The 22,976-nt window shown below is 68.3% G+C and carries 16 protein-coding genes and 3 rRNA genes; 12 read left to right on the top strand and 7 right to left on the bottom strand.

Annotation, left to right across the window (positions count from 1 at the left end; genetic code table 11):
- The first annotated feature begins 32 nt into the window (after nt 1-32).
- Both FHX45_RS11000 and FHX45_RS10995 read left to right on the top strand, forming a co-directional pair.
- Complete coding sequence (locus FHX45_RS11000; protein ID WP_167099654.1) at nt 33-986, top strand: undecaprenyl-diphosphate phosphatase; 954 nt, start codon at nt 33-35, stop codon at nt 984-986.
- Entirely contained in the window at nt 983-1,858 is an 876-nt protein-coding gene (locus FHX45_RS10995) for a cytochrome c oxidase assembly protein (RefSeq protein WP_167099651.1), read from the top strand. The genes FHX45_RS11000 and FHX45_RS10995 overlap by 4 nt, the downstream gene beginning before the upstream one ends.
- 72 nt (nt 1,859-1,930) lie before the next feature.
- Here the strand turns inward: FHX45_RS10995 and panB are convergent, their stop codons facing one another.
- The 3 genes from panB to FHX45_RS10980 all read right to left on the bottom strand — a co-directional run bounded on the left by panB (nt 1,931) and on the right by FHX45_RS10980 (nt 4,882).
- Complete coding sequence (gene panB / locus FHX45_RS10990) at nt 1,931-2,791, bottom strand: 3-methyl-2-oxobutanoate hydroxymethyltransferase (RefSeq protein ID WP_167099648.1); 861 nt, start codon at nt 2,789-2,791, stop codon at nt 1,931-1,933.
- 109 nt (nt 2,792-2,900) lie between these two features.
- Nucleotides 2,901-4,010 carry a helix-turn-helix domain-containing protein gene (locus tag FHX45_RS28025; protein WP_243868996.1) on the bottom strand — a complete coding sequence of 370 codons (1,110 nt, stop codon included), beginning with the start codon at nt 4,008-4,010 and terminating at the stop codon, nt 2,901-2,903.
- A 164-nt stretch (nt 4,011-4,174) separates the two neighbouring features.
- Nucleotides 4,175-4,882 (bottom strand): maleate cis-trans isomerase family protein, encoded by a 708-nt coding sequence (locus tag FHX45_RS10980; protein ID WP_167099645.1) that lies wholly within the window; start codon nt 4,880-4,882, stop codon nt 4,175-4,177.
- A 72-nt stretch (nt 4,883-4,954) separates the two neighbouring features.
- Here FHX45_RS10980 and FHX45_RS10975 point away from each other — a divergent pair, with 72 nt between their 5' ends.
- Both FHX45_RS10975 and FHX45_RS10970 read left to right on the top strand, forming a co-directional pair.
- Entirely contained in the window at nt 4,955-5,368 is a 414-nt protein-coding gene (locus FHX45_RS10975) for an SRPBCC family protein (protein WP_167099642.1), read from the top strand.
- The gene (locus FHX45_RS10970) at nt 5,365-5,898 is read left to right on the top strand and encodes a methylated-DNA--[protein]-cysteine S-methyltransferase (RefSeq protein WP_167099639.1); all 534 of its coding nucleotides are present in this window, start codon (nt 5,365-5,367) and stop codon (nt 5,896-5,898) included. Before FHX45_RS10975 ends, FHX45_RS10970 begins: the two co-directional genes overlap by 4 nt.
- Before the next feature lie 70 nt (nt 5,899-5,968).
- On the opposite strand, the gene FHX45_RS10965 is transcribed toward FHX45_RS10970, so the two are convergent.
- Nucleotides 5,969-6,547 carry a DinB family protein gene (locus FHX45_RS10965; protein ID WP_167099637.1) on the bottom strand — a complete coding sequence of 193 codons (579 nt, stop codon included), beginning with the start codon at nt 6,545-6,547 and terminating at the stop codon, nt 5,969-5,971.
- A gap of 115 nt (nt 6,548-6,662) precedes the next feature.
- Entirely contained in the window at nt 6,663-8,984 is a 2,322-nt protein-coding gene (secA2, locus tag FHX45_RS10960) for an accessory Sec system translocase SecA2 (protein WP_167099634.1), read from the bottom strand.
- 156 nt (nt 8,985-9,140) lie between these two features.
- Between secA2 and FHX45_RS10955 the strand changes: the two genes are divergently transcribed.
- Together FHX45_RS10955 and FHX45_RS10950 are read left to right on the top strand one after the other, a co-directional pair.
- Nucleotides 9,141-10,697 (top strand): alpha/beta hydrolase, encoded by a 1,557-nt coding sequence (locus tag FHX45_RS10955; RefSeq protein WP_167108736.1) that lies wholly within the window; start codon nt 9,141-9,143, stop codon nt 10,695-10,697.
- Between the two features lie 22 nt (nt 10,698-10,719).
- Entirely contained in the window at nt 10,720-12,273 is a 1,554-nt protein-coding gene (locus FHX45_RS10950) for an alpha/beta fold hydrolase (protein ID WP_167099630.1), read from the top strand.
- Here FHX45_RS10950 and FHX45_RS10945 read toward each other — a convergent pair.
- Together FHX45_RS10945 and FHX45_RS10940 are read right to left on the bottom strand one after the other, a co-directional pair.
- Nucleotides 12,270-12,962, bottom strand: a complete 693-nt coding sequence (locus FHX45_RS10945; RefSeq protein WP_167099628.1) for an LppX_LprAFG lipoprotein — start codon at nt 12,960-12,962, stop codon at nt 12,270-12,272. The genes FHX45_RS10950 and FHX45_RS10945 overlap by 4 nt on opposite strands.
- 17 nt (nt 12,963-12,979) lie before the next feature.
- Nucleotides 12,980-13,930, bottom strand: coding sequence for a GlxA family transcriptional regulator (locus FHX45_RS10940; protein WP_167099624.1), 951 nt, complete (start codon nt 13,928-13,930; stop codon nt 12,980-12,982).
- On the opposite strand from FHX45_RS10940, the gene FHX45_RS10935 reads away from it, so the two are divergent.
- From FHX45_RS10935 to FHX45_RS10910, 6 genes are all read left to right on the top strand, one after another.
- Nucleotides 13,929-15,287, top strand: a complete 1,359-nt coding sequence (locus FHX45_RS10935) for an MFS transporter (protein WP_167099621.1) — start codon at nt 13,929-13,931, stop codon at nt 15,285-15,287. The two genes, FHX45_RS10940 and FHX45_RS10935, sit on opposite strands and share 2 nt — an antisense overlap.
- A 9-nt stretch (nt 15,288-15,296) precedes the next feature.
- Nucleotides 15,297-16,640 (top strand): glutamine synthetase family protein, encoded by a 1,344-nt coding sequence (locus FHX45_RS10930; protein WP_167099618.1) that lies wholly within the window; start codon nt 15,297-15,299, stop codon nt 16,638-16,640.
- Nucleotides 16,641-17,015: 375 nt separating this feature from the next.
- Nucleotides 17,016-18,540 (top strand): 16S ribosomal RNA (locus FHX45_RS10925).
- A gap of 286 nt (nt 18,541-18,826) precedes the next feature.
- Nucleotides 18,827-21,945 (top strand): 23S ribosomal RNA (locus FHX45_RS10920).
- A gap of 70 nt (nt 21,946-22,015) precedes the next feature.
- A 5S ribosomal RNA gene (gene rrf / locus FHX45_RS10915) occupies nt 22,016-22,132 on the top strand.
- The 16S, 23S and 5S rRNA genes sit together here, the layout of an rRNA operon.
- A gap of 87 nt (nt 22,133-22,219) precedes the next feature.
- Nucleotides 22,220-22,969, top strand: coding sequence for a type 1 glutamine amidotransferase (locus tag FHX45_RS10910; protein ID WP_167099615.1), 750 nt, complete (start codon nt 22,220-22,222; stop codon nt 22,967-22,969).
- Nucleotides 22,970-22,976 lie beyond the last annotated feature (7 nt).

The raw sequence follows: 22,976 nt of genomic DNA, 5'->3' as shown, positions 1-22,976 counted from the left end.
GACGCTTCTGGCGGTCGGAAAAGAGGTCCGCGGTGTCCGCTGTGACGTATTTCGAGTCAATTGTCGTCGGCGCTCTGCAAGGTGTGTCGGAATTGTTCCCGGTGTCCAGCCTGGGACACAGCATCCTGATCCCGGCCTGGTTGGGCGGTTCCTGGGCGCGTGACCTGAGCATGGGCAAGGATTCGCCATACCTGGCGGTGCTCGTCGCGATGCACGTGGCGACCGCGCTGGCGCTCGTGGTGTTCTACCGGCGCGACTGGGTGCGCATCGTGCGTGGCTTGTGGACCTCGGTGCGCGACCGGGAGGTGGTCGACGCCGACCAGCGGCTCGCCTGGCTGCTGGTGCTCGCCACCATCCCGGTCGGGATCGCCGGTCTGCTGCTGGAGAGCGCGCTGCGGAACTTCCTCGGCAAACCGGTGCCCACCGCGATCTTCTTGACGCTCAACGGTGTCGTGCTGCTGGCGGTGGAACGGTTCGCCCGTGCCGGGCGGCGGCCGGTGCCGGTCGCGCCGGCGCCCGAGGCGTCGGAGACCACCCGCGACTTCTCCGCCGAGGCCACGATGCCGCTGCGGGTCGTGCGGGCCGAGGAGGCCGCCGACCGGCGTCTGGCCCGGCTCGGCGTGGGGGAGGCCGTGCTGATCGGCGCGGCGCAGATCCTCGCGCTGTTCCCGGGCATCAGCCGGTCCGGCATCACGATGGTGGCCGGGCTGCGGCGCGGACTGTCCCACGAGGACGCCGCGCGGTTCGCGTTCCTGCTGGCCACACCGGTGATCCTGGCGGCGGGCGTGCTGAAGATGCCGTCGCTGTTCACGGCGGACAACCAGGCGTCGCTCGGCCCAGCGCTGGTCGGCAGTTTGGTGGCGGGGGTCGCCGCATACCTGGCCTTGCGGTTCCTGACGCGTTATTTTGAAACCCGGACGCTGACCCCGTTCGCGATTTACTGTGTGGTCGCCGGAATCGGAAGTCTGGTGTATTTCGTGGCATGAGCCCGCTGTCCGGGGAACGGATCATCAGCGCGTGGACGGCCGACGTCCCGGCGCTGGTGTTCGTGGTGGTGCTCGCCGCGGGTTACCTGTGGGCGGCGCGTCGAGCGCGTCCGTGGCCCCGTTCCCGGACGGTGGCGTTCCTGGCCGGGCTGGCCACCGTGGTGCTGGTGACGTGCTCGTCCCTCGGCGTCTACGACGACGTCCTGTTCTGGCCGCGCGCGGTGCAGGTCGTGGTGCTGCTGATGATCACGCCGCTGCTGCTCGCGCTGGGAGCGCCGGTCACGCTGCTGCTCGCGGTGGTGCCGAGCCGCCGGCTGCGGCGGTGGGGCCGCGGACGGGTGGCGCGGGCGCTGACCTTCCCGCTGGTGATCTCGGTGCTGTTGATCGTGCCGCCGCTGGTGATCTACCTGTCGCCGCTGTACGAGCTGACGCTGCGGCACGCGGCGGTCGACGAGCTGGTGCGCCTGGCGCTGCTCGGGTGCGGGTTCGTCTACTTCTGGACGCGGCTGCGGGTCGACCCGACCCCGCGGGAGGACCACCACCTGGTGTCGTTCGCCATCAGCTTCACCGAGGTCGTCGTCGACGCGGCGCTCGGGCTGGTGCTGTGGCTGGGCCCGTTGCGGGCGGCCGGGTACTACGAGGCGCTGGGCCGCACCTGGGGCCCGGACGCGCGCACCGACCAGATCATCGGCGCCGGGATCCTGTGGATCGGCGGTGACCTGGCGGGGTTGCCGTTCGTCGTTGTGCTGCTGCTGCGCTGGCTGCGCGCGGACGAACGACAGGCGAAGATCGAGGACGAAGAGCCCGCGCGGGAGGGCCTCTGGTGGGAGAACGACCCGGTGCTGGCCGAACGCTTCAAACGCGAACGGTGACCGTGCTCCCGGGGCGCGGCGTCGTCCGCCGCGCCCCGGGAGCCGTCAGTGCCGTCAGTGCCGTCGGTGTCGTTAGTGGAAGGCGTGTTCCGGCGCTGGGAACTCGCCTCGGCGGACCTCGTCGGCGAACGCGGTCGCGGCGCCGGACAGGACACCCGCGACGTCGGCGTACCGCTTCACGAAGCGGGGCGCCTTACCGCGGCGCAGGCCGGCCATGTCCTGCCACACCAGCACCTGGGCGTCGCAGTCCGGGCCGGCGCCGATGCCGATCGTCGGGATCGTCAGCTCGGACGTGACCTGCTTGGCCACCTCCGCCGGCACCATTTCCATCACCACGGCGAACGCCCCGGCCTCCTGCAGGGCGAGCGCGTCGGCGATGAGCCCCGCACCGGCCTCGCCACGGCCCTGGACGCGGTAGCCGCCGAGGTTGTGCTCGCTCTGCGGGGTGAAGCCGATGTGGCCCATGACGGGCACGCCCGCGGCGGTGAGGGCCTCGACGTGCGGCGCGAAGCGGCGGCCGCCTTCGAGCTTGACCGCGTGCGCGCGGCCTTCCTTCATGAACCGCACGGCCGTGGCGAGCGCCTGTTCGGGGGACAGCTGGTAGGAGCCGAACGGCAGGTCCGCGACGACGAGTGCCCGTTTGGCTGCGCGCGTGACAGCGCGGACCAGCGGAAGCAGTTCGTCGACGGTCACCGGGAGCGAGGTGTCGTAGCCGAACACGTTGTTCGCCGCCGAGTCCCCGACGAGGAGCACGGGGATGCCCGCCTCGTCGAACAGCTCGGCCGTGTACATGTCGTAGGTGGTGAGCATCGGCCACGGCTCGCCGCGGCGCTTGAGTTCCTGCAGGTGGGGGATGCGGACCCGCTTGGCGGTGGCGCCGGGAGCCGGGCCGGAGCCGTACGGAGCCGCGGTCTCGCCGCTGGTGGTGGACATCGTCGTCGACCGTCCTTCCCTCGAGGCCCTCGTCGGGTCCCCGGGTCGTGGATCTGGGAGCCCCAGCGTGACACCACCGGACGAGCGCCCCAAGGGCCTGCGATGAGCTTCACACCGCCGTGGTCGTGCCGGTGCCGAGCAGGCGCCGCACATGTGCCGGTGGGTGTCCGGCGTACCGGTGGACCGTGCGCGTGAGGTGGGCCTGGTCGGCGAACCCGAGCTCGGCGGCGAGATCCGCGAGATCCGCCGCACCGGCTTCCAGCCGCGCCAGCACGCGGCTGACGCGCACGCGGTTGCGGTAGTGGGTGAGCGACACGCCCACCTCGCGGCTGAAGGCGCGGCTCAGCCGGAACGGCGACACCTCGAGCGCCCCGGCCAGCGACAGCAGGCTGCCCGCGGCCGGATCGCCCGCCACGATGGCGAGCCGCGCCTCGCCGGCCAGGTCCCGATCACGGGCGCCGGCCGGACGGTGGGCACGGGCCGCAGCTTCCGAGTGGCGGGACGCGCCTCCGGAAGTGTCCGGCGCCCCACCGGCCACGGATGGGTTGCCGGTGCCCCGCGTTGCGGCGGCGGGGTGCCCGGAGGGGTTGTGGTGGGCGTCGTGTGGGGTGGGGTGCGGTGGCTGGGGAGGGGGCGGGTTGCCGGGATTTTCGGCTGCGGCGCCGGATTCTCCGTTGCCGCCGGTGTCCGGCCCGTGGCGTGTCCCGGGATCGCCGGGCTTGCGGAACCCGCTGTGGTGTTCACCGCGGCGGGCGCGCACATTGTCCGGTGTGGTGCATAGGTCCTGGAGTGCGGTGCGGACCAGCTCGAGCAAGTGCTCGGACAGCGCGTACTCCACGTCGGGCTGCCGGGTCGCCGCCACGAACCTGCGGTGGGCGAGTTCGAGCGCGGCGTCGATGTACACGCTCGAGCCCGCAGGCGGCCGTCCGCCGAACAACTGGTCCCACAGCTGCGGCGTGAACCGTACGGCGGTGCACACGTCGCCGCCCGCGGGGTGCGCGAAGGTTTCCTCCTCACCCGGCAGACCGAGGTACCCGAGGGTCGGGTCCGCATCGACGATCCCGGCTCGCGTACGGCGGCGGAACCATCCCCCGCGAACCAGCACCAGCTCCGGCCGGCTGCGCTCCTCGGGCTCGGACCACCCGCGATGCCCGCCGCGGCATTCGACAACACGCACCACGAACCCCGGCTGCGCGGCGATCAACGAAACGGCCACCATCCGCCGAAGCTATCGCGGCGGTACGACAATCCCGGGTCACGCGAGCAGGAGCGGCCCTGCCCAGCGGCCACGCGCATCCTGGAGAGTTCGTGGCACGCCGGTTGTCGGCCCGCACAGCCCGGTCCGGCGCACGTCAGCTCCGCAGGTCGAAGCTCGAAACGGCGTCAGCTCGCGAGCAACCGCTGACCGGGACCGGTTGCCTTCGTACCTGCCGCGCGCAGCAGCGCCCACATCGTGGCCTGGTTGGCGGTGATCACCGGCTTGCCCAGCTCCGCCTCCAGCGGGGTGATCGTTTCGTAGGTCGGCAACCCGGTGCAGCTGACGAACACCGCGTCGGCGGTGGGAGTGTCGCCTTCGCGGATCAGGTCGGCCACTTCGTCGGGCTGGACGGCGGGAACCTCGTCGACGGTCAAGGCGAAACCGGTGGTCCTGGTGGTCTGGAAGCCGTGCTCGGTCAGGTACGCCTGCAGGCGGCGGCCGACCGCGGGCGCATAGGGGTGCACGACGGCCACCCGCCGCGCACCGACGCTCCGCAGCGCGTCCACCACCGCACCCGAGGTCGTCAGTGCGTGCCGCGCGCCCCAGGACGTCATGGCCGCCCGCAGCGCGCGTTCGCCCGCGGCACCACGGACGAAGCTGCACGCCGTGCAGGCATAGGCGATCGCCGCCGGGTCGCCCGCGCAGAGGGACCGGACCGGCGTGGCGAGGTACGCCGGTTCGGCCAGGGCGGACACCATCGCCAGGTTGTCGTCCGCCGGCACCGCCGCGGTCCAGCGCACGTCCAGCTCGATGCCGTCCGGTACCCAGCGCCGGATCTCGTCGTCCCGGGTGAAGTCGAACGACGCGACCACACCGACCCGCAGGTTGTCCATGGCCCCGGATACCCGCGCGGAACCGCAAGAATCTTCAAGACGTCCGCGCTTGCGCCGGTCCACGCTGGCCGCATGGCTTCGATTCGTACGGAAACCCTGATCGACACTCCTCTCGATTCGGCCTGGGCGGCCCTGCGGGACTGGGGCGCACTCCACGAACGCCTCGCGCCCGGGTTCGTCACGGACACCCGCCTGGACGGGCCCGACCGCGTCGTCACCTTCTTCGACGGCACCGTCGTCCGGGAGGCGCTGGTCGACCTCGACGACCACGCGCACCGTCTCGTCTGGTCGGTCACCGGCGGCCCCTACCGGCACCACAACGGCGCCGCGCAGGTGTTCGCCGAAGGACCGGGCCGGACGCGGTTCGTCTGGGTCGCCGATCTCCTCCCGGACACCCTCGCCGAGCGCACCGGTGCTTTCATGGAACAGGGCACCGCCGCCATCAAGAAGACGCTCGAGGCCCGGCGGCCTGAGGGGACACCATGACGACACTCGGTTACACGCTCTTCGGCACCGCGATCGGCCACTGCGGCCTCGCCTGGGGCGAGCACGGGGTGACGGCGGTCCACCTGCCCGACGGTAATCCCGCCGCCATGCGGGCGCGCCTGCGTGCCGCGTTCCCCGAGGCTGCCGAGTCGACGCCGCCGGCGGAGGTCCAGGCGGCGATCGACGACATCGTCGCCCTGCTGAACGGCGAGCGCCGCGACCTCCTCGGCATCACCGTCGACTACCAGGGCGTGCCGGAGTTCAACCGCCGGGTGTACGAGATCGCGCGCACCATCCCGCCCGGACGAACCCTCACCTACGGCGACATCGCCCACCGGCTCGGCATGCCCGGCTCAGCACAGGCGGTGGGCCAGGCACTGGGGCACAACCCGTTCCCGATCGTCGTGCCCTGCCACCGGGTGCTCGCCGCCGGCCGCCGCATGGGTGGGTTCTCCGCGCGCGGCGGCGTCGAGACCAAGCGCCAGATGCTGATCATCGAAGGTGCGGACGTCCAGCCGACCCTCTTCTGACCGCGCCCGGCCATCGGAGCACCGCGCCCGGTGAACCGGTGGCGCGGGAACGCCGCACCGCGAAGCGACGTCAACCGCCGGGCCGCCAGGGTTGCAGCCACGGCGTGACCGGCCACCCCTCCGCCGCGGACATCAACGGCACGGCCGTCGCACCGTCGATGTGCTCCCGGACGATGTCCGCGTGCCCGGCGTGCCGTGCCGTCTCCTGGATCAGGTGCAGCAGCACCCAGCGCACCGAGCACGCGTCGCGTTCGTCCGGGAACCACGGCGCCTCCCGCGGCACGGGGACCGCCTGCCCCAGATCCGCCACCCCCGCGACGATGTCCTCCGTCGACCGGGCCGCGTCGTCGTACGCGGCCAGCACATCACCCAGTGTCTCGCCGTCGCCGAGCCGGAAATCCGCGCACCACAGGGTGGTTGGCCGCTCCGGTGGTTTCTCCCGGTGGAGCACAGCCGCCATCCAGCTTCGTTCGGTGCTCGTGACGTGCTTGATCAAGCCACCGACGCTCAATGCGCTTCGCGTCGGCACCAGCCGGGCCTGCTCGTCGGTGAGCCCGTGCGCGGTCAGGCGCAGGACGTACCGCTGCTGGGCGAGGAAGGCGAGCAGGCCGTCGCGCTCGTCGGCGACGGGACGGACTTTTCCAGGCATGTCAACGAATCCTCTCCACGGGAAGCCGGAGGAGTTCCGGCACCTGGAGGGATCGTCCCACCCGGGTCCGACAATTTCCCGCGCCGGAACAGCCGCGGGGGATTCGTCCGCCGGTTCAGTTCTTCTTGCGCCGCAAGAGGCTGCGCACCTGCCGCAGCGTTTCCTCGAAGCCGGCGTCGAAGGGCGCGTCGTGCACCAGGTACGTCCACGTCGAACTGGGCCGGCGCACTCCCGATGCCCCCAGGTCGATCCCGTCCTCGCCGATCTCCGCGTCCGCGAGCGTCTCGGCCGACCGCTCGCGGATCGCCGGCACGATCTTGCGGAACTCGGGGATCGCGATGCGGTGGAACTCGTCCAGCGGGGTCTCCCGGGCCAGCGCCCGCAGGTGGATGCTCTCCCGCACGTCGGTCAGGAACGCCAGGTGGTCCGACCACAGCTGGTCCAGGTGGAACAGCATGATCTCACGGCAGATCTGTTTCGCCTGCTCCTCGCCGGCCTTCTCGACCAGTTCGTCGTAGTGCTTCTCGCCCGCGAGTTCCTCGGCGGCCAGGTCGGTGCGCAGCAGCTTGTCGCGGTGGTCCAGCAGCTCGCGCCGCTGGTGCTCGATGAGGCGGGTGTAGCGCCAGGTGTTGCGGTGGATCTCCAGGTCGACACCCTCGGCGACGCGCTGCGCGTGGTCGATGTGCCGCTTGGCCGCCGGGTCGGTGATCTCGCCCGTCTCGTCGTCGGCGGTGATGTCCTCCGGCACGTCGGGCGCGTTGGAGACGACCAGCTCGTCGTTCAGGCTCGCGAAGAACACGGCGCTGCCCGGGTCGCCCTGACGGCCCGACCGGCCCCGCAGCTGACCGTCCAGCCGGCTGGACGGGTACCGCGCGGTGCCAATGACGTGCAGGCCGCCCAGCTCGGCGACGCGTTCCCGGTCCTGGCCGTCGGCCCCGCCCAGCCGGATGTCGGTGCCGCGCCCGGCCATCTGCGTGGACACGGTGATCGCCCGGTACTTACCGGCCTCGGCGATGATCGCGGCTTCCTCGGCGTCGTTGCGCGCGTTCAGCACCACGCACGGCAGTCCGGCCTTCGCGAGCTTGTCGGCGAGCTCCTCGGACTCGGCGACGTCCTGCGTGCCGACGAGGATCGGCCGCCCGGTCTCGTGCACCTCCCGGATCTCGCCGACGATCGCGCGCAGCTTCTGCGACGGCGACGCGAAGATCCGATCGTCGAGGTCCGCGCGGATGTTCGGCTTGTTCGGCGGGATGACCGCGACCTCGAGCTGGTAGAACTCGCGCAGTTGCTCCGCGACCGCGACCGCGGTGCCGGTCATGCCGGCGACCTGCGGGTAGCGCGCGATGAGCGCCTGCACGGTGATCGAGTCGAGGATCTCGCCGCGCTCGGTGGGCGCGACCTGTTCCTTCGCCTCGACCGCGGCTTGCAGCCCGTCCGGCCACCGCTGCAACTCGGCCACCCGTCCGCGGGAGGCGTTGATCAGTTCGACCTTGCCGTCGCGCACCAGGTAGTCGACGTCACGGGTGAGCAGCGCGTGCGCGTGCAGGGCGACGTTGACCGCGGCCAGCCGGTCGGAGCCGGAGTCGCTGTAGAGGTCGACACCGCCGAGTGCCTTCTCCACGACCGACGCGCCGGCGGTGGTCAGCCACGCGTTGCGGCCGTCGGTGTCGGTCTCGTAGTGCAGGCCCAGCCGCAGCCGCCGCACCACGTTGGCCACCTCGGTGTCGGCGACGGCCTGGTCGACCGAACCGGCCATCACCAGCGGGACGCGCGCCTCGTCGACGAGCACCGAGTCGGCCTCGTCGACGATCGCGACCTCCGGCGCGGGCTGGACGACGTCCCCGGCGCGCGTGACGAGCCGGTCGCGCAGCATGTCGAACCCGATTTCGCTGACCGCGCCGTAGGTGACCTCGGCGTCGTAGGCCGCGCGCCGCTCCTCGCGGGTGAGGCTGCCGTCGACCCAGCCGACGGACACGCCGAGCAGGTCGTACACCGGCTTCATCCACTCGCCGTCGCGGCGGGCCAGGTAGTCGTTGACGGAGATGACGTGCACCCGCTTGCCCTGCAGCGCGTAGCCCGCCGCGGCGAGCGCACCGGCCAGGGTCTTGCCCTCACCGGTCTGCATCTGCACGACGTGGCCGGACAGCAGGCCCATGGTGCCGAGCAGCTGCACGTCGAACGCGCGCTCGTCCAGGGCGCGGCGCGCGGCCTCCCGGCCGAGGGCGCACAGTTCGACCAGCTGGGAGTCGCCGAGCTCGGCCTCCAGGCGGAGCTTGCCGGCGCGCTCGGTCAGCTCGGCGTCGCTCAGCTTCTCCAGCTCCGGTTCGAGTGCCCCGATGTCCGGCAGCAGTGCCTCGTACCCGGTCAGCTCGACGCTGCCCGGCCGCTCGATGAGCCGGCGAAGCCGCTTGCCCATTCGGCTGATCAGTGCTGGCACCCGTGGTCTCCTGTCCTTGTCGCGCGCTACCCGCCGGCCAACGAGGTGGCGGTGCACCTGTGTTCCCACTCAGGATGGCACGATCAGCAAGTGCCCCTCCTTCAGCGAGCCACGTCCCGGTCCGTCCGCGCCGCCGTCCTCGGCGCCTGCCTGCTGATGCCGCTCGCCGCGTGCACCTCGCCGCAGCAGCCGGCGCCCGCGGCGCCCACGGTGACGACGGAGTCGGCCGGGCCGGCCGGGCCGGTCCCCGCGGGGCTGGACCGGTTCTACGCCCAGCCGTTGACCTGGGGCGCCTGCGCACCTTACGCGACGTCGGACGACGCCCGGTCCGCCTTCGGCCGGACCGACCTGCAGTGCGCGCGGCTGACCGTGCCGCTGGACTACGCCAAGCCGCAGGGCGACACGATCACGATCGGCGTGCTGCGGCACAAGGCGTCCGACAGCGCGCACCGCACCGGCGCGCTTGTGCTCAACCCGGGCGGGCCGGGCGCGTCCGGCATGTCCGCGGCCGCCGGGCTCTCTTCACAGGTGGCCGGTACGGATCTCGGCAAGCGGTTCGATCTGGTCGGGTTCGACCCGCGCGGTGTCGGTGCCAGCGAGCCGGAGGTGACCTGCCTGACCGATTCCGAGCGCGACCAGGAGCGCACCGAGGATCTGGACACCGACGGCTCGCCGGCCGGGGTGGCCCGCCAGGAGGCCGAGTCGAAGCAGTTCGCGGCCAAGTGCGCCCAGCGCACCGAACACGGCGCGGCGATGCTGGCGAACCTGGGCACCCGCGACGTGGTCCGCGACATGGACGTCCTGCGGTCGGCGCTGGGCGAGCAGAAGCTGACCTACCTGGGCTACTCCTACGGCACTCGCCTCGGCTACACCTACGCCGAGGCGTTCCCGCAGAACGTGCGTGCCATGGTGCTCGACGGCGCGGTGGACCCGAACGAGGACGAGGTTTCGTCGCTGGTCGCGCAGGGCCGGGGTTTCGGGGTCGCGTTCAACGACTTCGCGAAGTGGTGCGCGGCGCGCCGGGACTGCGCCCTCGGCCCGGACGCCTCCGCCGCCACCCGCGCCTTCCAGGACCTGGTGCGGCCGCTGATCGACCACCCGGTCCGGCTGCGCGACGGCCGGGAACTCACCTTCGACGACGCCACGCTGGGCACGATCCAGGCCCTGTATTCGCAGCAGCTGTGGCCGCCGCTGAACGCCGGGCTCAACGAGGTGAAGGACGGTCAGGGCACGACGCTGATGGCGCTGGCCGACCAGTACAACGAGCGCGACAGCAGTGGCCACTACACCAACACCCAGGACGCGTTCACCGCCATCCGCTGCGTGGACGATCCGCCGGTCACCGACCGGGCCGAGATCCTGACGGCGGAGAACCGGTACGACCAGGCTGCGCCGTTCCTCGACGACGGCAGGCCCAACGGTGCCGCGCTGGACCCGTGCGCGTTCTGGCCGGTGCCCAACACGTCGCAGCCGCACGAGCCGCACGTCTCGGGCGTGCCGCCGGTCCTGGTGATCTCCACCACGAACGATCCGGCCACGCCCTACCAAGCGGGGGTGAACCTCGCGAACGCGATGAAGGGTGCGCTGCTGACCTTCGAGGGCACTCAGCACACCGTTTTCCTGCAGGGAATCTCGTGCGTGGACCGGATCGGCAGTGACTACCTGATCAACGGGACGCTCCCGCCCGAGGGTGCGCGCTGTACCGCTCCGTGACCGGGCTGGCACGATGTGGGAGATGCGCTTCTCCCGCCTACGGACGCTGATCACCGCCGGCCTGCTGGCCACCGCGCTGACCGCGTGCACCACGCAGGCCACGGCGCCGCCGCCGTCCCCGTCACCCGTCGCGGACACCCACGCACTCGACCGCTTCTACGAGCAGAAGCTGGCGTGGGGTGATTGCGCGGCGTACGCGACGGGGCAGCAGAGCCAGGACGTGTTCCGCGCGCCGGGGCTGGAGTGCGCGCGGCTGACCGTGCCACTGGACTACGCGAACCCGCGTGGCGAGACGATCACCCTGGGCGTGCTGCGGCACCAGGCGCTCGACCCGGCCAACCGGATCGGGTCGCTGGTGATGAACCCGGGCGGGCCGGGCGGTTCCGGGATGGAGGCGGCCGCGCGGCTGGTGCCGACGGTCGTGAACAACGCGATCGGCCTGCGGTTCGATTTCGTCGGGTTCGACCCGCGTGGTGTCGGCGCGAGCCGGCCGCGCGTGCAGTGCCTGACCGACGCCGAGCGCGACGCGGTGCGGGACAGTACCCCGGGCACCTCCGACGCGGCGTGGAGCGGCCAGGCGGCGGACTACGCGGGCAAGTGCGCCCAGCGCACCGAACACGGCGCGGCGATGCTCGCCAACATGGGCACCCGTGACGTCGTCCGGGATCTGGACGTGCTGCGGGCCGCGCTGGGTGACGCGAAGCTGAGCTACCTGGGCTATTCCTACGGCACGCAGGTCGGGTACAGCTACGCCGAGGCGTTCCCGGACCGGGTGCGTGCCCTGCTGCTGGACGGCGCCATCGATCCGGCCGAGAACGACCCGGATTCGCTGGTCGCGCAGGGCAGCGGGTTCTCCCGCGCGTTCGGCCAGTTCGCGACGGAGTGCGCACGGCACGACGGCTGCGCGCTGGGCCGCGATCCGGCCAAGGCGACCACGGAGTTCGAGAACCTGGTCCAGCCGCTGATCACGGCGCCGGCGCGGACCGGGGACGGCAGGCACCTGTCCTACCGGGATGCGATCACCGGGGTGGTCGAGGCGATGTACTCGAGCCAGTCCTGGTCGTTCCTCAACACCGGGCTCGGGTTGCTGCGCGCCGGGGACGGCTCGATCCTGCTCCGGCTCGCGGACGGCTACTACGAGCGCGCCGCGGACGGCAGGTACTCGTCGCTGCAGGACGCCTACTACGCGGTGCGGTGCGTGGACAACGCGCCGGTGGCGGATCCCGCCGCGGTCCGGCAGCGGATGATCGACGCCGCGCCGTTCCTCGGCTGGGGCCGTCCCGACCAGGGCGAGCTGGACGTGTGCGCGCACTGGCCGGTGCCGAGCACGTCCCAGCCGCACCAGCCGGTGGTCGTGCCGCCGGCGCCGCCGCTGGTCATCTCGACCACCGGCGACCCGGTCACCCCGTACCAGGCCGGGGTCAACCTCGCGAACGTGTTCCACGGCGGGCTGCTGACGGTGGCGGGCACGCAGCACACCGCGTTCCTGCACGGTGACATGTGCGTGGACGTCGCCGGCCTCGACTACCTGGTGGACGGCACCCAGCCGGCCCCCGGCACGCGCTGCCCGGCCTAACGGCCGGGGGTGGTTCCGACCGGCACGTTCTGATCGGACAGCGCGAGCTCCAGCTGGGTAGCGCCCTCGTTCGGCTGCCGCGGCGGCACCTGGATCCACACCCGGACCAGGTTGCGCGGCTCGGCCTGCGTCACCCAGAACTTGACGTCGACATCGGCCTGGATGCCGGGCACGACCCCGGAGATGACGTCCCTGGCGAGCTTCCCGGTGACCCGGTACGCCTCGACGCCGAGGACGTCCTCCTTGGTCTCGGTCTTCAGCCCGGTCGCCTCGGCGAGCAGTTTCGGCAGCCCGCGGCCGGGATCGAGGAGCGTCGCGGGGTTGTAGTCGGCGGGCACCGGAACCTGCGACTGCCTGCCCTTCCGGTCGGTGAGGAACAGCGTCTCGCCGGCCAGCACGTAGTCCAGCTCGAACCGCTCGACCGACGCCTGCACGTCCGCCTGCCCGATCGCCGTGCCGTGCGGACCGCCGTCCTTGCTGGCCAATCCCTTGACCTCACGGATGTCCAGGCCGGGGACGGTGGAGCTGACGCTGAAGTCGAACCGGACGCTGCGGACCCCGTCGAGGCTCACGCCGGCGGCGTCCACGAGCGCTCGCCCGTCGGGCAGCGGCTCCTGGGGCGCCGTCGAGCAGGCGGTGGACAGCGCCAGGACCAGGGCGAGAACACCGGCGGTGCGTCGGCGGAGCATGCGGTCCACGGTAGCGATCAGCCGCGGGTGAAGGTCCGGCGGTATGCCAGCGGTGCCACCCCGATCGACGCGTTGAGGTGCTGGCGCAGCGACGCCGCCGTCCCGAGGCCGGACTCGGCGGCGACCCGGTCGACCGGCAGGTCCGTGGTCTCCAGCAGGTGCCGGGCGTGCAGCACGCGCTGCTGGATGAGCCAGGCACGTGGCGACTGCCCGGTCTCGGCGCGGAACCGCCGGCTGAAGGTGCGCACGCTCATGCCCGCGTGGCGCGCCAGCGTGGCCAGGTCGAGGGGGTCGGCGAGCCGTTCCAGCACCCAGGCGCGGGTGGCCGCGGTGCTGCCGTCCCCGTCGGGCAGGGGCTGCTCGATGAACTGGGACTGCCCGCCGTCGCGCCACGGCGGCACCACGCAGTACCGGGCCACGTGGTTGGCGACCGCGCTGCCGTGGTCGGAGCGCACGAGGTGCAGGCACAGGTCCGCGCCGGCGGCGAGCCCGGCGGAGGTGAGCACGTCGCCGTCGTCCACGAACAGCACGTTCTCGTCGAGGTCCACCCGGGGGTAGAGCCGCCGGAAGTCGGCCGCGTGCGCCCAGTGCGTGGTCGCCCGTCGCCCGTCGAGCACCCCGGCCGCGGCCAGCACGAACGCGCCGGTGCAGATCGAGACCAGCCGGGCCGACGGCGGAATGCGGGCCATGGCCGCCGCCAGGTCGGGCGGCAGGACGCCCTCGTGGCGCGGCCCGGTCACGCGGGTGCCGGGGATGACGACGGTGTCGGCGTCGTCCAGCGCCTCCGGACCGTGGTCGAGGTGCGCGTCGTAACCGTGGCTGACCCGCACCGGCCGGCCGTCCGGGCTGCACACGCGCACGTCGTAGAGCTGGGCACCGTCCTGGCTCGCCGTGCCGAAGACGAGCGGGGCGATGTTCAGGTCGTACCCCACCACCTCGGAAACCGCGAGAACCACCACCCGGTGCATGGCCAGATTCTTGCACAGATTGGCGCTCCGGCCACTCGTCTGCGGCGCAGTGATCGGTGAAGCTGGCCCGGTGACCTCAACGCAGTCCCGCGCGCGCATACACCCGGCCTGGTTCGTCGCCTTCGCGGCCTTCGTCGCGCTCGTCGGTGCCGCCGGGTTCCGCGCCGTCCCCGGCGTGCTGATCGACCCGTTGCACGAGGAGTTCGGCTGGTCGACCTCCACGATCTCGTCCGCGGTGTCGATCAACCTGTTGCTCTACGGCGTGACCGCACCGTTCGCCGCCGCGCTGATGGAGCGGCTCGGCATGCGCCGGGTGGTCGTCGGCGCGCTGGTCCTGGTCGCTGCGGGCAGCGGGCTGACGGTGTTCATGACCGCGAGCTGGCAGCTCCTGCTGTGCTGGGGCGTGCTGGTCGGGCTGGGCACCGGGTCGATGGCGCTGGCGTTCGTGGCTACCGTCACCTCCCGCTGGTTCGTCCGCCACCGCGGCCTGGTGAGCGGCATCCTCACCGCGGCGAGCGCGGCCGGGCAGCTGGTGTTCCTGCCGTTGCTCGCCGCGCTGGCGACGCACCAGGGCTGGCGCACCGCGTCGCTGGTGGTCGCCTTCGCCGCCCTCGCGGTCGTGCCGATCACGCTGATCTTCCTGCGTGACCACCCGAGCGAGATCGGCCTGACCGCGTACGGCGCGACCGAGGCCGAGGAGGTGCCACCGTCGTCGGGAGCGGCCCGGCGCGCGCTGCAGGTGCTGGGACAGGCCGCGAAGACACGCACGTTCTGGTTGCTCGCGGGCGGGTTCGCCGTCTGCGGGGCGTCCACCAACGGCCTGATCCAGACCCACTTCGTGCCGGCCGCGCACGAGCACGGTATGCCGCCCACCACCGCGGCCTCGCTGCTCGCGGTCGTCGGCCTCTTCGACGTCGCGGGCACGATCGCCTCCGGCTGGTTCACCGACCGGTTCGACCCGCGGATCCTGCTCGGCGTGTACTACTTCCTGCGCGGTGGGTCGCTGATCCTGCTGCCGCACCTGTTCGCACCGACGACGCAGCCGCCGATGTGGGCGTTCATCATCTTCTACGGGCTGGACTGGGTGGCCACCGTGCCGCCCACGGTGGCGCTGGCCCGCGAGCGCTTCGGCGTGAGCGGCCCCATCGTGTTCGGCTGGGTGTTCGCCTCCCACCAGATCGGCGCGTCGATCGCCGCGACCGGCGCCGGCCTCATCCACGACCACACCGGCAGCTACAACCCCGCGTGGTACATCGCGGGCGGCCTGTGCGCCCTGGCCACGGTGATGTCGCTGCTGATTCCCTCGGCCAGGGCAACGCGGGTACCACGAAACATGCCGTTAACACGCCGTGCGTAGGGTGCGGCCATGGATCGCCAGCAGGAGTTCGTGCTGCGCACGCTGGAAGAACGTGACATCCGGTTCGTCCGTCTGTGGTTCACCGACGTCCTGGGTTTCCTGAAGTCGGTGGCCGTCGCTCCCGCCGAGCTGGAGGGTGCGTTCAGCGACGGGATCGGGTTCGACGGATCGGCCATCGAAGGCTTCGCGCGCGTCTACGAATCGGACATGATCGCGAAGCCCGACCCGTCGACGTTCCAGGTGCTGCCCTGGGAGACCCCGGAGGGCGGGCACTACTCGGCGCGGATGTTCTGCGACATCGCGATGCCCGACGGCTCGCCGTCGTGGGCCGACCCGCGGCACGTGCTCCGGCGCCAGCTGTCCAAGGCCGGTGAGGCCGGGTTCACCTGCTACGTGCACCCGGAGATCGAGTTCTTCCTGCTGTCGAGCCTGCCGTCGGACGGCAGTGAACCCGAGCCCGCCGACAACGGCGGGTACTTCGACCAGACCAGTCACGCGACGGCGACGCACTTCCGCCGCAACGCCATCGAGGCGCTCGAGGCGATGGGCATCTCCGTCGAGTTCAGCCACCACGAGGGCGCCCCGGGGCAGCAGGAGATCGACCTGCGGTACGCCGACGCGCTGACCATGGCCGACAACGTGATGACGTTCCGGTACGTGGTGAAGGAGGTCGCGCTGACCCAGGGGGTGCGCGCGACGTTCATGCCCAAGCCGTTCACCGAGCAGCCGGGGTCGGGCATGCACACGCACGTGTCGCTGTTCGAGGGCGACCGCAACGCGTTCCACAACCCGGAGGACCCGTACGAGCTGTCCGAGACGGGCAAGGCGTTCGTGGCCGGGCTGATGCACCACGCGCGGGAGATCTCCGCAGTGACCAACCAGTGGGTGAACTCGTACAAACGGCTGATCAGCGGGGGAGAGGCACCGACCACGGTCTCCTGGGGACGGGCGAACCGGTCCGCGCTGGTGCGGGTGCCGAACTACTCGCCCGGCAAGGCGTCCTCCCGCCGGGTGGAGATCCGCACGATCGACTCGGCGTGCAACCCCTACCTGGCCTACTCGGTCGTGATCGCCGCCGGGCTGAAGGGCATCGAGAAGGGGTACGAGCTGCCGCCGGCGGCCGAGGACGACATCTGGTCGATGAGCGACGCGGAGCGCCGCGCGGCCGGGTACGACCAGTTGCCGCAGAACCTCGGCGAAGCGCTCGCCGAGATGGAGAAGTCCGAGCTGCTGCCCGACGCGCTGGGCGAGCACGTCTACGACTTCTTCCTCCGGAACAAGCGCGCCGAGTGGGACGCCTACCGCCGCTCCGTCACGCCGTACGAGCTCATGACGCTGCTGCCGGTGCTCTGATCAGCGGAAATGCCGTTAAGGGACCCCCCTGTTCGAGGGGGGTCCAGAGCGTGTAATCTTCTCTTCGTCGCCAGGGAGACCGGGACGACGGGGCCGCAAGCCCCGGCGGACGGGCCAGGGTCGGGCGGTTGACACCGCGAACCGAACCGGGTAAAGTTCTTGGTCGGCCCGCGGGTGGGTCGCCAACCACTACTGCTAAACGAGTAGGGTTGCTGACGCCCTCCGCGACAACCAACAAAAGCTTTGAAGAAGCAGCAGCTTCGTGTTGTTTGAGAACTCAACAGTGTATTGATGAGCTAAAGCCAGTTTGATTAGCTAGAACCCTTTGTGGGTTCCTTTGAGGCTATGAATTATAGCCGGATCGATTTTCTAGCATTGTTGGAGAGTTTGATCCTGGCTCAGGACGAACGCTGGCGGCGTGCTTAACACATGCAAGTCGAACGCTGAAGCCCAGCTTGCTGGGTGGATGAGTGGCGAACGGGTGAGTAACACGTGGGTAACCTGCCCTGTACTTTGGGATAAGCCCTGGAAACGGGGTCTAATACCGGATATGACCTGGCACCGCATGGTGGTGGGTGGAAAGTTTCGGCGGTACGGGATGGGCCCGCGGCCTATCAGCTTGTTGGTGGGGTGATGGCCTACCAAGGCGACGACGGGTAGCCGGCCTGAGAGGGTGTCCGGCCACACTGGGACTGAGACACGGCCCAGACTCCTACGGGAGGCAGCAGTGGGGAATATTGCACAATGGGCGGAAGCCTGATGCAGCGACGCCGCGTGAGGGATGACGGCCTTCGGGTTGTAAACCTCTTTCGCCAGGGACGAAGCGTAAGTGACGGTACCTGGAGAAGAAGCACCGGCTAACTACGTGCCAGCAGCCGCGGTAATACGTAGGGTGCAAGCGTTGTCCGGAATTATTGGGCGTAAAGAGCTCGTAGGCGGCTTGTTGCGTCTGCTGTGAAAATCCGGGGCTTAACTCCGGACCTGCAGTGGATACGGGCAGGCTTGAGTTCGGTAGGGGAGACTGGAATTCCTGGTGTAGCGGTGAAATGCGCAGATATCAGGAGGAACACCGGTGGCGAAGGCGGGTCTCTGGGCCGATACTGACGCTGAGGAGCGAAAGCGTGGGGAGCGAACAGGATTAGATACCCTGGTAGTCCACGCTGTAAACGTTGGGCGCTAGGTGTGGGCGACTTCCACGTTGTCCGTGCCGTAGCTAACGCATTAAGCGCCCCGCCTGGGGAGTACGGCCGCAAGGCTAAAACTCAAAGGAATTGACGGGGGCCCGCACAAGCGGCGGAGCATGTGGATTAATTCGATGCAACGCGAAGAACCTTACCTGGGCTTGACATGCACTGGAAACCGGCAGAGATGTCGGCCCCCTTGTGGCCGGTGTGCAGGTGGTGCATGGCTGTCGTCAGCTCGTGTCGTGAGATGTTGGGTTAAGTCCCGCAACGAGCGCAACCCTTGTCCTGTGTTGCCAGCGCGTAATGGCGGGGACTCGCGGGAGACTGCCGGGGTCAACTCGGAGGAAGGTGGGGATGACGTCAAGTCATCATGCCCCTTATGTCCAGGGCTTCACACATGCTACAATGGCTGGTACAGAGGGCTGCGATACCGCGAGGTGGAGCGAATCCCTTAAAGCCGGTCTCAGTTCGGATCGCAGTCTGCAACTCGACTGCGTGAAGTCGGAGTCGCTAGTAATCGCAGATCAGCAACGCTGCGGTGAATACGTTCCCGGGCCTTGTACACACCGCCCGTCACGTCATGAAAGTCGGTAACACCCGAAGCCCATGGCCCAACCTCGCTTGCGGGGAGGGAGTGGTCGAAGGTGGGACTGGCGATTGGGACGAAGTCGTAACAAGGTAGCCGTACCGGAAGGTGCGGCTGGATCACCTCCTTTCTAAGGAGCACAACACATCCGCTCACCGGTTTCGGTGAGTGGGGTGGCCAGGCTCAGTGTCCGCCTGTGGCGCTGTCTGGTTGCTCGAGGAATTGTGGACGGCTGGCTGATGCTCATCGTGATGGTGTGGTGATGGTTTAGTACTGCTTCTTTCGGGGAGTGTGGAACGGCATGGCTGGCCGGATCGGTGGGTGCTCATGGGTACGCTGTTGGGTCCTGAGGCAACACGTGTGTTGTTTCTGGGTGTGGTGTTTGAGAATTGCAGAGTGGATGCGAGCATCTTTGTGGTCAAGTTGTTAAGGGCACATGGTGGATGTCTTGGCATCAGGAGCCGATGAAGGACGTGGGAGGCTGCGATAAGCCTCGGGGAGCTGTCAACCGAGCTGTGATCCGAGGGTGTCCGAATGGGGAAACCCAGCACCTGTTATGAGGTGTTACCCGCATCTGAATATATAGGGTGCGTGGAGGGAACGCGGGGAAGTGAAACATCTCAGTACCCGTAGGAAGAGAAAACACTTAGTGATTCCGTGAGTAGTGGCGAGCGAAAGCGGAGGAGGCTAAACCGTGCGCATGTGATACCTGTCAGGGGTTGTGTGTGCGGGGTTGTGGGACCTGACTTCCAGGAGCTGACACTTCTGGCATCGTGCTGCATGGCTAGTGGAACCGCCTGGGATGGTGGACCGGAGTGGGTGAGAGTCCCGTACGCGAAAGCTGTGTTGGTGTGGTGTGTTGGTGTTCCCGAGTAGCAGCGAGCTCGTGGAATTTGCTGTGAATCTGCCGGGACCACTCGGTAAGCCTAAATACTTCCTGGTGACCGATAGCGGACTAGTACCGTGAGGGAAAGATGAAAAGTACCCCGGGAGGGGAGTGAAAGAGTACCTGAAACCGTGTGCCTACAAGCCGTCAGAGCGATCGTGAGATTGTGATGGCGTGCCTTTTGAAGAATGAGCCTGCGAGTTAGTGCTGCGTGGCGAGGTTAACCCGTGTGGGGTAGCCGTAGCGAAAGCGAGTCTGAATAGGGCGTGTGAGTCGCGTGGTCTAGACCCGAAGCGGAGTGATCTACCCATGGCCAGGCTGAAGCGAGGGTAAGACCTCGTGGAGGGCCGAACCCACCAGGGTTGAAAACCTGGGGGATGAGTTGTGGGTAGGGGTGAAAGGCCAATCAAACTCCGTGATAGCTGGTTCTCCCCGAAATGCATTTAGGTGCAGCGTCGCATGTTTCGTGGTGGGGGTAGAGCTACTGGATGGCCTAGGGGCCTTACCGGGTTACCGAAGTCAACCAAACTCCGAATACCATCACGTGAGAGTGCGGCAGTGAGACGGCGGGGGATAAGCTTCGTCGTCGAGAGGGAAACAGCCCAGAACACCGGCTAAGGCCCCTAAGTGTGTGCTTAGTGGGAAAGGATGTGGGGTCGCCGAGACAACCAGGAGGTTGGCTTAGAAGCAGCCATCCTTGAAAGAGTGCGTAATAGCTCACTGGTCAAGTGGTCCTGCGCCGATAATGTAGCGGGGCTGAAGTACACCGCCGAAGCCGTGTCAATGACACATGTACATCCACTTCGCTCCTTGTGAGTGTTGTGTAGTGGTGTTGTTGGGTAGGGGAGCGTCCTGCATCCGGGGAAGCCACCGTGGAAGCGAGTGGTGGAGGGTGTGGGAGTGAGAATGCAGGCATGAGTAGCGAATGCAGAGTGAGAAACTCTGCCGCCGGATGACCAAGGGTTCCTGGGTCAAGTTAATCTGCCCAGGGTAAGTCGGGACCTAAGGCGAGGCCGACAGGCGTAGTCGATGGACAACGGGTTGATATTCCCGTACCCGCGTATGTTCGCCCATGACGAGGCTGGTGATACTAACCACCCGGGCTGGCTGAGACTTTCGGGTTGAGGTTGGTCTGCGTGGGGCCTGAGCTGGTAGTAGTCAAGCGATGGGGTGACGCAGGAAGGTAGCTCCGCCAGTGAGTGGTTGTACTGGTGTAAGCGTGTAGGACGAGTGGTAGGTAAATCCGCTGCTTATGTGTCTGAGACGTGATGCGTAGCCGTTGAGGTGAAGTAGGGTGATCCTATGCTGCCGAGAAAAGCCTCTAGCGAGAACATGTGCGGCCCGTACCCCAAACCGACACAGGTGGTCAGGTAGAGAATACTAAGGCGGTCGGGTGAACTGTGGTTAAGGAACTCGGCAAAATGCCCCCGTAACTTCGGGAGAAGGGGGGCCAAAGCACTTGAAGCCCCTTTGCGGGCTAGGGTGAGTTGGCCGCAGAGACCAGCGGAAAGCGACTGTTTACTAAAAACACAGGTCCATGCGAAGTCGTAAGACGATGTATATGGACTGACGCCTGCCCGGTGCTGGAACGTTAAGAGGACCGGTTAGTCTCCTTGTGGGGCGAAGCTGAGAATTTAAGCGCCAGTAAACGGCGGTGGTAACTATAACCATCCTAAGGTAGCGAAATTCCTTGTCGGGTAAGTTCCGACCTGCACGAATGGCGTAACGACTTTCCGGCTGTCTCAACCACAGGCCCGGTGAAATTGCACTACGAGTAAAGATGCTCGTTACGCGCGGCAGGACGGAAAGACCCCGGGACCTTTACTATAGCTTGGTATTGGTTTTCGGTTCGGCTTGTGTAGGATAGGTGGGAGACTGTGAAGCTTGGACGCTAGTTCGGGTGGAGTCATTGTTGAAATACCACTCTGGTCGGATTGGGAATCTAACCTAGGGCCCTGATCGGGTTCAGGGACAGTGCCTGGTGGGTAGTTTAACTGGGGCGGTTGCCTCCTAAAAGGTAACGGAGGCGCCCAAAGGTTCCCTCAGCCTGGTTGGCAATCAGGTGTTGAGTGTAAGTGCACAAGGGAGCTTGACTGTGAGACTGACGGGTCGAGCAGGTGCGAAAGCAGGGACTAGTGATCCGGCATCTCCTGGTGGAAGGGATGTCGCTCAACGGATAAAAGGTACCCCGGGGATAACAGGCTGATCTTGCCCAAGAGTCCATATCGACGGCATGGTTTGGCACCTCGATGTCGGCTCGTCGCATCCTGGGGCCGGAGTAGGTCCCAAGGGTTGGGCTGTTCGCCCATTAAAGCGGCACGCGAGCTGGGTTTAGAACGTCGTGAGACAGTTCGGTCCCTATCCGCCGCGCGCGTAGGAGACTTGAGGAAGGCTGTCCCTAGTACGAGAGGACCGGGACGGACGAACCTCTGGTATGCCAGTTGTCACGCCAGTGGCATGGCTGGTTAGCTACGTTCGGAAGGGATAACCGCTGAAGGCATCTAAGCGGGAAGCCTGTTCCTAGATGAGGTCTCCCACCCCTTTGTGGGTTAAGGCCCCCAAGAGACGATTGGGTTGATAGGCCAGACATGGACGCACAGTAATGTGTTTTTGAGTGGACTGGTACTAATAGGCCGAGGACTTGCCCACAAAGCTGCTACGCATCCGCTCTGCAACTCTGAGACACCACACCCAGGCAACGGGTGTTGTTTCGGAGAGTTTCGGTGGTCATGGCGGCAGGGAAACGCCCGGTCCCATTCCGAACCCGGAAGCTAAGCCTGCCAGCGCCGATGGTACTGCACCCCCGCGGGTGTGGGAGAGTAGGACACCGCCGAACACAACTTCACAAAAGCCCAGGGGCCCGGTTGAGAACTTCACGTTCTCCCGGGCCCCTGGGCCTTTTTGTGCCCTTATGCTGGCGGACATGACGACGGCGCGCCTCCTGGTCCTGCAACCCGATCCCACGGATCCGGCGGGGGCCCTCGCCGACTGGCTCACCGAGGCCGGCGCGGAACTGGACATCCGGAGCTTGCCACAGGACTCCCTTCCCACCACCCTCGACGAGCATCAGGGCGTCGTGTGCCTCGGCGGCGGGATGGGCGCCGAGGACGATACCCGGCACCCGTGGCTTGCCGACGTCCGCACGCTCCTCGCCAATGCGGCGCGGACGAACGTGCCCACCCTCGCGATCTGCCTGGGAGCCCAGCTCCTCGCGGTCGGCGCCGGTGGCCGGGTCGAGGTGGGCGAATCCGGCCCCGAGGTCGGTGCGGCGCTCGTCGCGAAGAAGGACGCCGCGTGGAGCGACCCCCTCTTCGCCGACCTCCCGCTGATGCAGGACGTCATGCACTTCCACGAGGACGTCATCACCCGGCTGCCCCGCGGTGCCGTCCTCCTCGCATCCGCTCCGCGATACCCCAACCAGGCGTTCCGGCTCCACCGCAGCGCCTACGGCCTCCAGTTCCACATCGAAACCACCACCGCGGCCGTCCGAGCCTGGGCACGGGACGCACCACGGATGGCGGCGACCCGCCCGGCCGACGTGTTCGACATCGAGACGCTCGACCGCAACCACGCCGACATCGCCGAGACCTGGCAGCCGTTCGCGACCCGGTTCGTCCAGCTCGCCCGCGGCGCACTGGAGCCCGCCCCACCGGCGTCGCTCCCGTTCGCGTGATCAACGG

This window comes from Amycolatopsis granulosa, assembly GCF_011758745.1.
GTDB lineage: Bacteria > Actinomycetota > Actinomycetes > Mycobacteriales > Pseudonocardiaceae > Amycolatopsis_E > Amycolatopsis_E granulosa.
Note: the sequence above shows the minus strand (reverse complement) of the source record. Positions and strands in the feature narration are given on the sequence as shown.

Bases quoted from the DNA above. Each gene is read 5' to 3' on its own strand.
- FHX45_RS10995 (WP_167099651.1), top strand. From the start codon at position 983: ATGAGCCCGCTGTCCGGGGAACGGATCATCAGCGCGTGGACGGCCGAC.
- panB (WP_167099648.1), bottom strand. From the start codon at position 2,791: ATGTCCACCACCAGCGGCGAGACCGCGGCTCCGTACGGCTCCGGCCCG.
- FHX45_RS28025 (WP_243868996.1), bottom strand. From the start codon at position 4,010: ATGGTGGCCGTTTCGTTGATCGCCGCGCAGCCGGGGTTCGTGGTGCGT.
- FHX45_RS10980 (WP_167099645.1), bottom strand. From the start codon at position 4,882: ATGGACAACCTGCGGGTCGGTGTGGTCGCGTCGTTCGACTTCACCCGG.
- FHX45_RS10975 (WP_167099642.1), top strand. From the start codon at position 4,955: ATGGCTTCGATTCGTACGGAAACCCTGATCGACACTCCTCTCGATTCG.
- FHX45_RS10970 (WP_167099639.1), top strand. From the start codon at position 5,365: ATGACGACACTCGGTTACACGCTCTTCGGCACCGCGATCGGCCACTGC.
- FHX45_RS10965 (WP_167099637.1), bottom strand. From the start codon at position 6,547: ATGCCTGGAAAAGTCCGTCCCGTCGCCGACGAGCGCGACGGCCTGCTC.
- FHX45_RS10955 (WP_167108736.1), top strand. From the start codon at position 9,141: ATGCCGCTCGCCGCGTGCACCTCGCCGCAGCAGCCGGCGCCCGCGGCG.
- FHX45_RS10950 (WP_167099630.1), top strand. From the start codon at position 10,720: ATGCGCTTCTCCCGCCTACGGACGCTGATCACCGCCGGCCTGCTGGCC.
- FHX45_RS10945 (WP_167099628.1), bottom strand. From the start codon at position 12,962: ATGCTCCGCCGACGCACCGCCGGTGTTCTCGCCCTGGTCCTGGCGCTG.
- FHX45_RS10935 (WP_167099621.1), top strand. From the start codon at position 13,929: ATGGCCAGATTCTTGCACAGATTGGCGCTCCGGCCACTCGTCTGCGGC.
- FHX45_RS10940 (WP_167099624.1), bottom strand. From the start codon at position 13,930: ATGCACCGGGTGGTGGTTCTCGCGGTTTCCGAGGTGGTGGGGTACGAC.
- FHX45_RS10930 (WP_167099618.1), top strand. From the start codon at position 15,297: ATGGATCGCCAGCAGGAGTTCGTGCTGCGCACGCTGGAAGAACGTGAC.
- FHX45_RS10910 (WP_167099615.1), top strand. From the start codon at position 22,220: ATGACGACGGCGCGCCTCCTGGTCCTGCAACCCGATCCCACGGATCCG.